General features: G+C 72.9%; 4 protein-coding genes. All 4 read left to right on the forward strand.

The features are described from left to right. Positions 1-126 precede the first annotated feature (126 nt). The 4 genes from RIC11_RS14160 to RIC11_RS14175 are packed head-to-tail and all read left to right on the forward strand — an operon-like array spanning position 127 to position 15,189. Positions 127-8,874 (forward strand): SDR family NAD(P)-dependent oxidoreductase, encoded by an 8,748-nt coding sequence (locus tag RIC11_RS14160; RefSeq protein ID WP_350212389.1) that lies wholly within the window; start codon positions 127-129, stop codon positions 8,872-8,874. Positions 8,875-8,886: 12 nt separating this feature from the next. Continuing rightward, positions 8,887-9,660, forward strand: coding sequence for an SDR family oxidoreductase (locus RIC11_RS14165; RefSeq protein ID WP_350212391.1), 774 nt, complete (start codon positions 8,887-8,889; stop codon positions 9,658-9,660). Positions 9,661-9,694: 34 nt separating this feature from the next. Continuing rightward, on the forward strand, positions 9,695-11,176 hold the full coding sequence (locus tag RIC11_RS14170; protein WP_350212393.1) for an SDR family oxidoreductase: 1,482 nt from the start codon (positions 9,695-9,697) through the stop codon (positions 11,174-11,176). Further along, positions 11,173-15,189 (forward strand): beta-ketoacyl synthase N-terminal-like domain-containing protein, encoded by a 4,017-nt coding sequence (locus tag RIC11_RS14175; protein WP_350212395.1) that lies wholly within the window; start codon positions 11,173-11,175, stop codon positions 15,187-15,189. Before RIC11_RS14170 ends, RIC11_RS14175 begins: the two co-directional genes overlap by 4 nt. Positions 15,190-15,251: the final 62 nt, after the last annotated feature.

Here is a 15,251-nt window from a genome sequence, read left to right on the forward strand (position 1 = left end):
AGCGGCGCCGGGCAGCCGTCCAAGCGGCCGCGTTCGGTCGCTGAGCCAAGCCGGCGAAGAGCGTCCTCCAAGCTATTCTGCCTGACCTCTATGGATACCGGTTCGGTTTCCCAACAGCCTCTTGCAGTGATCGGCATGGCCTGCCGGCTGCCGGGGGCGGACGGCTTGGAAGCGTACTGGAGGCTGCTGGTCGAAGGGCGGTGCGCGATCGGGAAGCTGGGTCCGGATCGACTCGACCGCGACCTCTATTTCGACCCGCGTAAGAACCAGCTCGGCAAGACCTACATCGACACGGCCGGGACCGTCGACTACCCGGCGTTCGACCCGTCGCGGTGCAACTTCCCCGCGCGGTTGATGCCGCACGTGGACGTCGGGCACTTGGCGATGTGCCAAGTCGCCGCGGAGGCTTGTCGCCACGCGGGGCTCGACCCGTTTGCCCTGACGCCGCGCAACACGGGCGTCTACCTGGGCAACAACGCCTCGGGTCGGTTGGCGACCGAGATCGCGTTCTCGTCGCTCGCCGACGTGGCCGCCGATTGCGTGCACGACGTCCCGGCGATCACGAGCCGCCTGGGCGCCGAGACAAACGCCGTCGTGGCCGAGTTGGCCGGGCGGGTTCGCCGCGGCCGGCCGCGTATCCGAGCCGGCGCCACGCTGGGCGTGGCGTTCCACGCGACGGCCAACGCGGTCTCGGAGTCGCTCGGCCTGACGGGGCCGTCGATGGTGCTCGACGCCGCCTGCAGCTCGTCGCTCAAGGCGCTCGCCCTGGCGGCGGCCGACCTGCGCCTGGGGGCGATCGACATGGCGGTCGTCGGCGGCGCGTCGTTCTGCTCGTCCGACGGGTTGCTGATCTTTTCATCGGCTCAAGCCGGGTCCGAGTCGGGCCAGAGCCGGCCCTTCTGCGACGACGCCGACGGCCTTGTCTCGGCCGAGGGCTACGTGGCAATCCTCGTCAAGACGCTCGACCGCGCCCTGGCGGACGGCGACCCGATCCGCTGTGTTGTTAGCGGGATCGGCGTCTCGTCCGATGGCCGAGGCAAGAGCCTGTGGGCGCCCCGCATGGAAGGGCAGGTCCTGGCGATGGACCGGGCCTATCGGGGGGGCGTGGACCGCAATCGGGTCGCCTACCTAGAAGCCCACGCGACGTCCACCGCACGAGGCGACCAGACCGAACTCGAAGCGATCGCCGCCGCGTTCGGCGGGCGAGACCGGTCGCGCGGGCCGCTGCTGCTGGGCAGCGTCAAGGCGAACATCGGGCACGTGCTCGAACCGGCGGGACTGGCCGGACTGGTCAAGGCGGCGCTGGTGCTCGAGCACCGCACCGCGCCGATGCAGATCGCGTGCGAGCCGCTCAACCGGCACGTCGATTGGCGCGCCGCGGGGCTGCGCGTGCCGACCGAGAACACGCCGCTCCCGGAAGACCCCGAGGGGCGGCCCCTGACGGCGGCGGTCAACGCGTTCGGCATCGGCGGGTTGAACGCGCACGTCGTCTTGACCGAGTACGAGCCCCAGCCGCGGCGCACGGCCGCACCGCCGCCGGAGCCGGCTCACGAGCCGGTCGCCGTCGTCGGCATCGGCGCCCTCGCGCCGGGCGCCAGAACCTGGAGCGCGCTGGCCGACCTGATGGCTATCGGGGCCGACGCCACCGGCCCCACGCCCGAGGCTCGCTTGCGAGCGGGCGCCGGCGATGGGTCGCTCCGCGCGGTGCGCGGCGGCTACGTCGAGGGATTCGAGTACGACTGGCGCAAGCGGCGTATCGCACCGAAGGCCCTCGCCACGGCCAACCCGCTGCAGTTCATGCTCCTGGATTGCTGCGACGCCGCGCTCGCCCACGCCGGCTACACCGACGACCGGCTCGATCGGGCGAACACGGGCGTGGTGGTCGGGGCCCGGTTCGAATCGGATTTCTCTTCGCAACTGAGCGTCGGCTTCCGCCTGCCCCACCTGCGGCGGGAGTTGCGCGGCGTTCTCAACGAGCGCGGCCTGCTCGCCGACGCCGAAGGCGAAGCCGCGCTCGACGCGTTCGTAGCGGCCGTGCTGGAGCGGATGCCTGCTTTGCTCGACGACACCGGCAGCTTCACGCCCAGCTCGCTTTGCAGCCGCCTGACCAAAACCCTCGACCTGGGCGGTGGCGCCACCACGATCGACAGCGGCGACACGGTCGCCCTCGCGGCGGTCGCCCAAGCAGCGAACGCGCTGCGTGAGCGGTCTTGCTCGATGGTCCTGTGCGCGATCGGCAGCCGCGCTATGGGCCCGACGACCTACCAGCGGATCCGCGAGACCGGCGACCTGGCTCCTGAACCGCTCGCCCCCGGCGGCATGGCTCCCGACGACCCGGCCCCCCACGCCCTCGCCTCGACGCTCGACCGTCGCTGCAGCGGCCAGGCGCCCGGCGAAGGGGCCGCGGTCCTGGTCATGAAGCGCCTGGCCGACGCGCAGCGCGACGGCGATCCGATCCGCGCGGTGATCCACGGCGTCGGCGCCGGGTTCGCCGCCGCTCCGCGCGACGCGTTCGACCAAGCGATCCGGCGCGCGTGGCGGGGCACGCAGGTCAAGAGCGACGGCGTCGCGCTGGTCGAACTCTCCGCGGCGCCGCAACACGTCGTCCGCGAGGAGCTCGCCGCTACCGAGGCCGCCTACGGCCGCGGGCCCCGGCTCGGCGTGGCGTCGACTCAGTTCGGCTCGCTCGGCGGCGCGTCGGGCGCCGCTTCGCTGCTGCGGGCGATCACGCAGCTCGACGAGAAGACCGCGCTGGCCCAGCCGGGCCTCGCCGAGCCGATCGACGAGCGGCTCGCCGCGCTCCGTCAGCCCGCGCGGTTGCCCGAGCCGCAGCCGGGGGCGCCCCTGCTGGCCGGCGTGTCGGCTTGGGACTCGTGCGGCTCGGCTTACCACTTGGTGGTGGAGCGGGGCCAGCGGGTCGCGTCGTCCGAGGAGCCAGCCTCGTCGACGGGACGCCCGTCGCTCGCATGGCGCGAGGCCAGCCTCCCGTGGCGGATCGTGCGGCTCGAAGCACCGAGCCGCGACGCGCTGGTCGGGCTGGCGAACTCGGCCGCCGCGGATCCGTCGGCCGCCTACGAAAGCCACAGCGCGTGGGGTGAGCCGACGCGCGGGCATCGCCTGGCGGTCGTGGCCGCTTCGCCCGCCGAGCTGGCGGACAAGCTCCAACTGTTCGCGTCGAGCGACGCGGCGGCGCCAGCCGACCCCCTGGCGCGAAAAGGCGTCTTCTACGCGCCGCCGACGGCCCAGCCCGCTCAGATCGCCTTCCTCTTCCCGGGGCAAGGCTCGCAGCACGGCGGCATGCTCGGCTCACTGGTGCAAGGCTTCGAGCCGGCGCAACGGATCGTCGAAGAACTCGACTCGACACTCGCCGAGCTCGGTTACCCGTGCTGGTCCGACCTCTCGATCGAGGGCGCCGAGCAGCTCGGCGTCGACGTGTTCCGGACGCAGCTCTCGCTGCTGGTAGCGGACACGATCGTGCTGCGGAGCCTGGCAGCGATCGGCGTGCGCCCCGACCGTGTGGCCGGGCACAGCTTCGGCGAGTTCGCCGCTCTGTACGCCGCCGGCGCGTGGACGTTCCGCGAGGCGGCGCGGGCGACCAAGGCCCGCTGCGACGCCATCTGCGCGTGCTCCCACATCGCGGGCGGGATGCTCTCCGCGGCGGCCGACGCGGGCGTCGCCCAGCGTGTGTGCGACCGGACCGACGGGCAGGCGTTCGTCGCCAACGCGAACGCGCCTGACCAAACCGTCATCGGCGGCACGCCCCGCGGCGTCGAGTTAGCGGAGCGGCTGCTCCGGGACGAAGGGATCGCGACCAAACGACTGGCGGTCAACCGGCCGTTCCACACGCCGCTGCTGGCCGACGTCCGGGCGCCGTTGGCCGAGGGCTTGGCGGGCATCGCCACGTCGGCGCCCACCGTCCCGCTGCTGAGCAGCGTGTCGGGCGAGTACGTGCAGAGCCCGAGCGAGGTGACAGAGAACCTCGTGGCGCAGCTCACCGAGCAGGTGCGCTACGTCGAGCTCGTGTCGCGCCTGCTCGACGACGGCGTGACCGCGTTGGTCGAGTGCGGCCCCCGCAACGTGCTGACCGGTCTGCACGCCAGGCGCCCCCGGGCCCAACGCGCCATCGCGATCGCCGCGGACCAGCCGCGGCAGGAGGGCGTCGCGCAGCTGCTCGCGGTCCGGGCGTGCTTGGAGGCGAACGGCTATCGCCTCGACGATCCAGCGGCGACCACTCACGCCCCACCGACTGCGGCCCCCGTCGACGGCAGCCTCCAGGCATGGGGCCGCCAGCGCCGCGACGCGATCCGCCAGCGGCTGCGTCGGTTCGTCGCGCGCCGCGGCGACTCGCCGCCGATCGGCACGCTCTCGGACAAGCAAACCACCGCGGTGCGGGCCATCGCCGCGGGGGCGGGAGTGGCCGAGGAAGCGCTGCTCGCTTACTGCGAGCGGCTCGACGCGGGGCGGGGCGCGGCGTCGGTGTTGGCGGCCATCGAGCATTCGCTCCCGGTCCGCGACGCCGCCAAGCCGCCCCCCCACATGCGCCAGCGCGCCCAGCGGCCGACGCAGCCGGGCCAGGTCGACCCGAGCCGCTTCCGCACGATCGACGCCAACGACTTCCGCCGGCGTTGCCGGGCCACAGCCGAACCCGGCCGGAGCTGCGAACGCTTCCTGCCCCACGTGCTCGAGAAGCCACTCGAACCTCAGCAGCCACTCGAGCGGCTGGAAGGCCGTTACCTGGTCGTCGGCGACAATCCCGTCGCGGCGGCCCTCTGCCAGCACATCCAGCGACTAGGCGGAGAGCCCCTCCGGCTGGAGAACTACCAAGCGGTCGAACCGGCGTTGGCGGAGCTCGACCGCCTGATCGGCGACAGCCCGCCGACCACGCTCTGCCTGATGACCGCGATGGACGACCGGGCCGTCGTCGGCGACGGGCGAACCGGCTGGGCCGAACGCCAGCCCGCCGGCATGGAGGCGCCCCTCGCTATCGCCGGGCGGTGGCTGCAGCGGATCAAACAAGCCGACCTGCTCGCCAAGGGCCGAGTCCTGGCCGCGACGCGCCTGGGCGGCGATTTCGGCTTCAGCGGCCAGGCGCCGAGCGTCGAGGGCGCGGCGATCGCCGCGCTCGGCAAGGCGCTCGTCCACGAGGCCGGCGTGCCGACCGACTTCGCGTTCCAAACGACGCTCGTCGACTTCTCCGGCGAGCAACCGCCCGAGCGCGTCGCCGAGCTGCTGCTCGCCGAGGCCCAGCGCCCCGCGCCGTACGAACTGGAAGTCGGCTACGCGGGCGAGCGACGCTTCGTCGTCCGCCCCGTGGCGGTCGCGGCTTCGCCCGCCGCATCACGGCAGGCGCCGCGGGGAACGTGGGTCGTCACCGGCGGCGCGCGGGGCATCACCGCGCTGGTCGCGCGAGAGATCGCTGAGCGCTACGGCCTGCGGCTGTGCCTGATCGGCAGCAGCCCCGCGCCCGACTGCCCGCCGGAGTGGCTCGGCCTCGATCCGTCGCAGACCAAAGCGCTCGCCAAACAGGTCATGCAACGCGCCAAGTCGGCCGGCGAGTCGCCCCACGCCGCGTGGCGCAGCGCGTCGCGCGCGATCGAGTTCGCCGAGTCGCTCCGCCAGCTAGAGCTCGCCGGGATCGAGTCGACCTACCACGCCTGCGACGTGAGCCACCACGACGCGCTGCGTAAGACCCTCGACGAGATCCGCGCCCGCAGCGGGCCGATCACCGGCGTGCTGCATGGCGCGGGCGTGGAGGTCTCGACGCGGCTGGAGACCAAGGACCCGGCGGTCGTCGCACGAACGATCGCGGTGAAAGCGGCCGCGGCCGCTTCGCTGATCGAGCTCACGCGCGACGACCCGCTGACGCACTTCATCGGCTTTGGGTCGGTGACCGGACGCGTCGGCTGCCCCGGCCAGGCCGACTACGCGATGGCCAACGAGCTGCTCGCGAAGCTCCTCGCGCGGCTGCAACGCGATCGCCCCGGGTGCGCGGTCACGTGCTTCGACTGGGGCCCCTGGGCCGAGGTCGGCATGGCCGCTCGGCCCGAGTCGGCGGGCAACTCGGTGCTCGGCAAGCTGTCGTCGATCTCGCCGGCCGACGGCGTGCGCCACGCCCTCGACGAGCTCACCGCCGGCGACCGCTCGGTCGAGACGCTCCTCATCGGTCGCGACGTTTACAACATCTTCTACGTCGACCGCACGCCCGAAGCGCAGCCCGCCGACGCTCCGCGGCCCGCACGCCCCGCCCAGCCCGCGCCCGGCAGCGCTACGCACGCCGCTGTGGACACCGCTTCGGACCACGCCGCAGACCGCGACGGCGACGGCGGAGGAGAAACCGCCGCCGACGCCGCGATCCGCCGCATGGCGCTCCGGCTGGTCGACGGCCCCGCCAACCCGGGCGACCCGGCCCGGATCACCGGCAGGGCGCTGGTTGTCGGCGACAACCCCGACGCCGACGCGCTCGCCAAGCGGCTCCGTCGTGCGGGGGTGAGCGTCGCCCACCACCGCCGCCTCGACGGCACGCAAGACAACGCCCAGGCCGAGCGGATCGTCGACCGCGCGTTCCGCGGGCGGCCGCCGACCCACGTGTTCTTGCTCTCGCCGCGCGACGAGGCCGCCCGCCGCGTCGACGACACCGGGGTTTGGCGCGAGCGGTCCGAGATCGGCCTCATCGGGCCCTACCGGCTGCTCAGCGCTTGGCTGAAGCGCGCGAGCACTGAAGGCGTGCTTTCCCAGAGCGTGGTCGTCGGGGTCACGTCGCTGGGCGGCGACTTCGGCTTCAACAGCGGGGCCGACGCCATCGAAGGCGCCGGCCTCGCCGGCGTGCTCAAGGCGGTCCACTCCGAGCACGGCGGCGCACAGCGCGATAGGCTCCGGGTAAAGGTCGTCGACGCCCCGGCGGACGTGCCCCCCGAGGCGCTCGCCGAGGCCGTCATCGCGGAGGCCACCGGCCCCTGCGATGAGGTCGAGGCCGCCTACGAGCACGGCCGCCGCCGGCTGCCGCGGTTGCTCGTGGAGCCCGCCTCCGGCCCGTCGGGCGCCGGGCCCCGCCGCGGCGGCGTGTGGGTCGTGACCGGCGGCGCCCGCGGCATCACCGCCGAGGTCGTGCGTGGGCTGGGCAAGCGCTACGGCCTCGACCTGCACCTGCTTGGCACGCGGCCGCTACCCCAGATCGACGAGTCGATCCGCTACCTCACCGACGAGCAACTCGCCCCGTTCAAACGGAGCGTCGTGCGAGAAGCCATCCGCGACGGCGTGAAACCCGAGGAGGCTTGGGGGCCCTGGCGCCGCGACTTCGAGATCGACCGCAACCTCCGGCGGATGCGGGAAGAGGGCGTCCGCGTCACTTACCACCAGTGCGACGTGACCGACCCCGCGCGCGTGGCCGAGACCCTGGCGGGCGTCCGGCGGCAGAGCGGGCCGATCAACGGGCTCGTCCACGGCGCGGGCATCCAGGGCGTGCCGTCGAACGTGCGCGACATGCTCGAGTCGTCGGTCGACAGCGCGCGGCGGACGGTCGCTATCAAGTTCGACGCGGCCGTCGAGCTGCTCCGCCAACTGCGCGACGACCCGCTGGAGCACGCGATCGGCTTCGGCTCGATCAGCGGCCGGTTCGGATCCAACAGCGCGTCGTTCTACTGCGCGGGCGCCGAGATGCTCTGCAAGCTCATGGGCCGGCTCCGCCGGCAGCGACCGGGCGTTCGGGCGGTCGGCTTTCACTGGCACGGCTGGAGCGACGTCGGCATGATCATGCGCCCCGAAGGGATGGGCACCGCGAAGATCCTCAAGCTCGAGTTGCTCTCTCCCGCCGACGGGGTCGAGTTCCTGCTCCGCGAGCTCGACGCCGGCGCGCGGGAGAACGAGGTGGTCGTGACCAACGCGAAGTACGTCACGCTGTACCACCCGCGGGAGCTGATGCTCGACCCTCCGGCGCGGGCGCCCGGCGCCGGCAGCCCCGCCGGCTCACCCGCCGCGCCGTTGATCGACCGACTCCAAGCGGACAGCACCGACCGCCAAGCGTCGGTCGCCGAGACCACCCTGCGGCCGGCGCAGGACCCGTTCCTCATCGACCACCGCTTCCGCGACCGGCCGCTGCTCCCCGCCGCGATCGTCGCCGAGCTGCTGGCGGAGACCGCCGCCGTCGTTTCCGGCGGGCGCGTGCCGGCGGCGATCCACGACCTGAACCTGGCCTCGGGCCTGCGTCTGCACAGCGACACGCCGCACGCCGCGCGGGTGGAAGCGGAACTGTCCGGCGACCACGCGCTGTGCCGGCTGGTCGCCGACTTCCGCAACCGCGACGGCCGCGTCGTCGAGGCGTCGCGGCTGCACGCTTCGGGGATCGTGGAACTGGCCGACGGTTTCACTCCGGCCGAGGCCGACTCGCCGGAGTGCCAGTCCGAGTGGCACGACGTCTGGTACCCCGACCCCGGCGGCGCCATGTACCACGGGCCGACCTTCCAGCGGCTGCGGCGGTGCGCGTTCGACACGGAAACTGGCGAGGGATGGGGCGAGGTGGTCGCGTCGCCGATCGCCGAGGTCGGCGGCGGGCGCCCGGCCGAGGGCTGGCGGCTCCACCCGGCGGTGCTCGACGCGGGGCTCTACCTTTGCGGCATCGCGGTCTGGTTCGCCACCGGCGGCGGGGTCGCGTTGCCCAAGAGCTTCGACCGCCTGCGCCTCGGCGACTTCCCCCGGCCCGGCGAGAACTGCCGCGTGTACATCCGCCCCAAGCCGCTCGGCGACGACGAAGCGGCCTTCGACATCGTTTGCTCCGGCGCCGACGGCCGCTTGGTCTACGCCGCCGACGGCTACCGCGTACAAACCATCGGCGCGCGAGCCGAATCGGTGGGCAAAACGGCCCCGAGCGACCACTCCTGAGAGAACCAGCCCATGACAACGATCGACCTGACGGGCCGTGTCGCCCTGGTGACCGGCGGATCCCGTGGCATCGGCCGCGCGTGCGCGTTGCGCCTCGCCGAGTCGGGCGCCGACGTGGTGATCAACTACGTGAGTTCCAAGAGCGCCGCGGCCGACACCGCGGCCGCGGTCACCGGCATGGGCCGCCGCTGCTGGGTCGTGAAGGCCGACGTCAGCGAGCAGGACGACGTGCAGTGCATGGTCGACTACATCACCAGCGAGGTCGGCCGGCTGGACGTGCTGGTCAGCAACGCGGCCTCGGGCGGCTTCCGGCCCGTGCTGTCGGCCGGCGCGGCCAACTTCGACGCCGCGTTCCACACCAACGTGCTCGCCCTGCTCTACACCGTGCAGGCCGCGATGCCGCTGCTGGAGGCCAACCCGCACCGCGGCAAGGTCATCACCATCTCGAGCCACGGATCGATCTTGGCCATGCCTTGGTACGGGCTGGTGGGCGCGTCGAAGGCGGCGCTCGAGAGCCTCGTCCGGCACCTGACGCTCGAGGTCGGCGACCGCAACGTGAACGTGAACGTCGTCCGCGCGGGGCTGGTCGAGACCGACTCGACCCGCCGCTTCCCCAACGCCGAGAAGCTGTTCGCCGAGTCGGTCAACTACACGCAGGTGGGCGACCGGGTCTTGCAGGCGGACGACGTGGCCAACGTGGTCTTGTTCTTGGCGAGCCCGATGAGTGACCTCGTGCAGGGCGAGACCATCACCATCGATGGCGGCGCCGGCATCCGCGCGGCTTGACCGGGTCGACGGCCCACAGCGGGGAACACCCGACATGCCTTACACCTTGATGACCGGCGGGACCGGCTTGCTCGGCGCGTACCTGCTGCGCGACGGCTTGCTGGCGGGCCGCCGCTTCGCGGTCATCGCCAGGCCCTCGCGCGTCGAGTCCGCGCGCCAGCGGATCGACAGCCTGCTCGCGCGCTTCGAAGCCGAACTCGATGAGCGGCTGCCCCGCCCGGTCGTGCTCGAGGGGGACCTCGACGCCGAGGGCCTCGGCCTCGGCGCCGACGCCAAGCACTGGGTGCGGCGCCACTGCGACCAGTTCTTGCACAACGCGGCGAGCCTGAGCTTCTACCACACGCCAGAGACCGGCGAGCCCGAGCGCTCCAATGTCGACGGCACTCGGCGCGCGCTCGCGCTCTGCGAGGAGGTCGGCGTCGCGCGGTTCCACCACGTGTCGACCGCCTACGTCTGCGGGCTCCGCACGGGCGTTTGCCGCGAGTCGGAGCTGCGGGTCGGCCAGGAGTGGGGCAACGACTACGAGCGGTCGAAGGTGTCCGCCGAAGAGATGGTCCGCGGCGCGGGCTTCCTGCGGCAGCCGACCTTCTACCGCCCGGCGATCATCGTCGGCGACTCGCGCACGGGCTACACGTCGAGCTACCACGGCTTCTTCACGCCGCTGAAGGTCGCCAGCGCCCTGGTCGACAGCTTCGGCGACGGGCCGATCGACGGCACGCCGATCATGGCCGCGCTCGGCCTCAAGGGGCACGAACAGAAGAACTACGTGCCGGTCGACTGGGTCTCGGCGGTGATGACCCGCTTGCTGGGAGACCCCGGCGCCCACGGCCAGACCTACCACCTGACGCCCCGCCGCCGGGTCACCGTGCAGACCACCCTCCGTGTGATCGAAGACGCGCTCGTCCGCCGCCGCGAGGCCCGCGGGGGCCCGGCCCCGCCCGCCGCGCCGCCCGACCTGGGCGTGTTCCGCGAGCAGATGGAGGTCTACCGTTCGTACTGGCGGGACGACCCCGAGTTCGACTCCACGAACACCCAGCGGGCGGTCCCCGATCTGCCGTGCCCGATCGTCGGCTACGCGGCGCTGATGCGGATGGCGAACTACGCGCTCGAGAACGGCTTCGGCTGGCCCTTGCCAAAGCCCCTCCGCGCCCCGGTCGACTTCCATGCGCTGCTATGCGGACGCTTCAGCGGCGGCGACGACCCGTCGCGCGGCGCGCCGATCGGGCTCTCGGTGGCCGGTCTCGGCGGCGGCGAGTGGACGCTCTGGGAAACCGGGGGCCGTTTGATCGCTTGCGAGGACGGCCTGTCGCACGCGGCGGACGCGGCGATTTACCTCCCCATCGACTCCGCGGCGGCCCTGCTCGACGGGTCGCTGACGCTCGGCGACGCCGCACGCACGGGCCGAGTCCACCTCGAGGGGGCCGACGAACCCAGCCGCCGCCGGGCCGCCGAGGCGCTCGCGGCGCTCGGACCCGCGCTCGCCGGCGAGCCTTCCTCTACCATGTCAACCGCATGACGGCCACCCAGCAATCGCCGATCGCCGTGGTGGGCATGGCCTGCCGGCTGCCCGGCGCGCGCGACACCGACGAGTTCTGGCGGCTGTTGCTCGCCGGCGGCTCGGCGATCGGACCCGTGCCGCCGGACCGCCTTGACCGCGGGCTCTATTACGACCCGAGGAAGGGGGTCGCCGGCAAGACCTACGCGGACGTGGCCGCCCTGGTCGACTACACGCAGGACCTCACGCCCGACGGGATGTTCTCGGCCAGGGAGATCGCCTCCTACGACGCGGCCCACGTGGCCTTCTGCCGTGTCGCGGCCGAGGCGCTGGCCGACGCGGGGCTGCCCGGTGGGCCGGCGGGGCGGACCGGCGTGTACGTCGGCCACGCGACCGGCAGCGGCGTCGCCGGGCGGTACTCGTACCGCCTGCACTGCGTGCAGGCGATCGACCTGCTGCGCCGCGTCGACGGCTTCGCCGCGCTGCCGGCCGAGACCCAGCAGCGCGTCGTCGATTCGACCGTCGAGCGGCTCCGGTCGTCGTTGCCCCAGCGCACGGCCGCTAACAACCCCCGGCTCGAGCCGAACCTCGCCGCCCGCCTGGTGGCCGAGAAGTTCGGCCTCGACGGCCCGGCCATGGTCTTCAACTCGGCCTGCGCGTCGTCGCTTCAGGCGCTGGCCCACGGCGTGAAGGCGCTGTCGCTCGGGCGGATCGACACGGCGGTCGTCGGCGGCGCTTCCTGCTTCAACAGCGACACCCTGGTGCTTTTCTCGGCGGCGCAGTCGCTCTCGGCGGTCGGCTCCCACCCGTTCACCGAGGGCGCCGATGGGCTGGTCGTGGGCGAAGGGTACGTGGCGTTCGTGCTCAAAACGCTGCACGCCGCCGAAGCGGCCGGCGATCGCGTGCTGGCCGTGCTGACCGGCGTCGGCGTGTCGAGCGACGGCCGCGGCCGCAGCCTGTGGGCGCCCCGCGGCGAGGGACAGATCGAGGCGATCCGCCGCGCGCTGCCCGACAGCCGCTCGATCGCCGAACTGCAGTACGTCGAAGCCCACGCGACCTCGACGAACCTCGGCGACAAGACCGAGCTGGAATCGCTCTCGCGCGTGCTAGGCGACTGCCTGCCCGCCGGCGTGAAGGTCCCCGTCGGCGGCGTGAAGCGCAACGTGGGCCACACGCTCGAAGTGGCCGGCGCCGCCGGCCTGCTGAAGACCATCCTGGCGATGCACCACCGCACGGTCCCGCCGGCCTACGACGGCACGCGGCCTCTCACGGGCGAAGTCGACTGGCAGGCGATGCCGTTGTACGTCAACGACACGCCGATCGCGTGGCCGACACGCAACGCCGACGGACCGCTCCGGGCCGCGGTGAACGCGTTCGGGATCGGCGGGCTGAATGTTTGCGTCGCCCTCGAGAGCCACCACCCGCGGTCTCAGCCCGCCGCGGCGCCCCAGCCGGCCAAGCCCGTGCCGATCGCGATCATCGGCGCCGGCGCCGTGCTCCCCGGCGCGAATGATTGCCCGTCGGCCCGCGCGCTGCTCCAGAGCGGCCGCAGCGCGTGCGGCCCCTACGACGGCGGCCCCAACCACCGCGGCAAGTGGCGGCCAGGCCTGTTCGACAACCCGGCCCTTGCCGCCGAAAGCTCGGTCCCGCTTCCCGCCGCCGCGCGAGTCGCCGGTTGGGAGTACGACTGGCGGAAGCACAAGATCCCGCCCAAGCAACTCGCCCAAGCGAGCCCGCTGCAGTTCATGATGCTCGACGCGGTCGATCAGGCGCTGGAGCAGGCCGGCGTGGCGGGGTGCGACGGCTTCGACCGCCGGCGGGTCGGCGTGCTGGTCGGGACCGAGTTCGGCGGCGACTTCGCGACCCAGTTGCTGATGGGGCTCCGCCGGCCCCTGGCCGCCAGGGCGATCCGCGAGGAGCTCGCGGCCGCCGGCCTCGGCGACGCCCTCGCCGAGGAATTAGTCCAGGCGTGGGGGGCCGCGCTGCTGGACTACTTTCCGGCGCTCGTCGACGAGTCGGGCAGCTTCACGGCCAGCGCGCTCGCCTCGCGGATCACCAAGTCGTTCGATTTGATGGGCGGCGGGGTGGCGATCGACGCTTCGACCCACGGCGCGTTCGCCGCGCTCGAGGCAGCCGTCGACACGCTCTCGACTGGCGATTGCGACACAATCCTGTGCGTCGCCGGAGAACAGGGCCTGGTCCCAGAACGCTACCAGATCACCGCGCTGAACGGCGGCCTCGCGCCGTCGGCCGACCGCGCGAGGCCCCACGCCCCCCACGCCGCGGGCATCGTGCCCGGCGAGGGATGCGTCGCCCTCGTGCTCAAACGCCTGGACGACGCCCGGTCCGCCGGGGATCGGGTGCTCGGCATCGTCGAATCGGTCGGCGCGGCGCGGAGCGCCACGCGCGGCGCCGCGGTGCGCGCGGCGGCGGAGCGCTCTTTGCGGGCGATCGAAGCCTCGGCGGCGCCGGCGGCGATCGAGTCGGTTGGCGCCGGCGTCGAAGCTCGCGACGCGGAAGAGTCCGAAGCGCTCCGCGATGCGATCGGGAGCCAATTGCCGATCGTCTCGGCGACCGGCCAGTTCGGCTACCTCGGCAGCGGGTCGGGACTCGTGTCGGTCCTGGCCGCGTTGTTCGCCCTGGAGGACCAGTCCCTGCCCGAGGGCGACGGCTCGATCGACCGCCGACAACTTTCCACAACCGATCCCTCGGGCCGCCTGCGGATGCTTGTCTCCGGGGCGACAACCGAGAACGCCTGCTACACCGTAGTCTTGCAAAGAGGAACCCCTGTGACGCCACAAACCCCGCCCGCGACGGCGCAGCCGACACAGACGTGGGAGACCGAGTCGCTGCCCAGCGGCGCGGTGCTGTTCGACGCGACGATCCGCCGCCGCGAGAAGATGCGAGCCGCCTCGGCCGGCACGCCGCCCACGGCGCAACCCGTCGCTCCCGAACCGCCCGCCGCACCGCCGGCGCCGCCCGCGCCCGCCCACTCGCCCACGCCGCCGCAGCAGCCGGCCCCCACGGCGACCGACGCGCCCTCAGGCGCGGGCCTTTCGGGCGAGGAGATCGAGACGTTCTTGATCAACTTCGTGGTCGAGCAGACGGGCTACCCGCCGGAGATCGTCGACCTCGACGCGGACCTCGAGGCCGACCTGGGCATCGACAGCATTAAGAAGGCCCAGCTGTTCGGCGAGCTGGGCGAGTACTTCGACGTGCAGGCGTCGGCCGACCTGAGCCTCGACGACTTCCCCTCGCTCCGCACCGTGCGCGACTACCTGCTCGCCAACGCCAATGGCGCCGCGCCGGCGACCAACTCTCCGGCGCCAACCAGTCAGCCCGCGGCGCCGCCGGCGCCCGCGCCGGCCCCGACGTCTTCGACCGCCCCCGCTTCACCGCCGGCTTCGGCGCAGCAGCAGTCGGCGCCGCCGACATCGGATCAGCCCTCGGGGGGCGGCTTGTCGGGCGAGGAGATCGAGACGTTCTTGATCAACTTCGTGGTCGAGCAGACGGGCTACCCGCCGGAGATCGTCGACCTCGACGCGGACCTCGAGGCCGACCTGGGCATCGACAGCATCAAGAAGGCCCAGCTGTTCGGCGAGCTGGGCGAGTACTTCGACGTGCAGGCGTCGGCCGACCTGAGCCTGGACGACTTCCCCTCGCTCCGCACCGTGCGCGACTACCTGCTCGCCAACGCCACCGGCGCCACGCCGGACACGAACTCTGCCGCCAGCCCGCAGCCCCCCGCTCCGGCGCCGGTCCCGGCGCCCGGCGCGCCGGCGGCCCGTGGGGGCAGCTCGGAGGCCGCGGTCATCGAGTTTGTCATGCACCAGACCGGCTACCCACGAGAGGTGATCGACCTGGACGGCGACTTCGACATCGACCTGGGCCTCGACGAGCGGAAGGTGTCGGACATGCTCGACGAGTTGGGCCGCCGCTACGGAGCCCCGGGCCTCGCTTCGCAACGCTTTGCGAACCTCCGTGAGGTCGTTGAGCGGCTCGACGCCGCGCAACCAGCCGGGTCGACGGCGTGACGCCGATCGCCCCAAGATTAGGCGGGGGGCCGCCGGCCCCGGCGGCCTCCTTCGAGCACCGC

Source organism: Botrimarina sp. (genome assembly GCF_040219535.1).
In the GTDB taxonomy this organism is placed as follows: domain Bacteria; phylum Planctomycetota; class Planctomycetia; order Pirellulales; family Lacipirellulaceae; genus Botrimarina.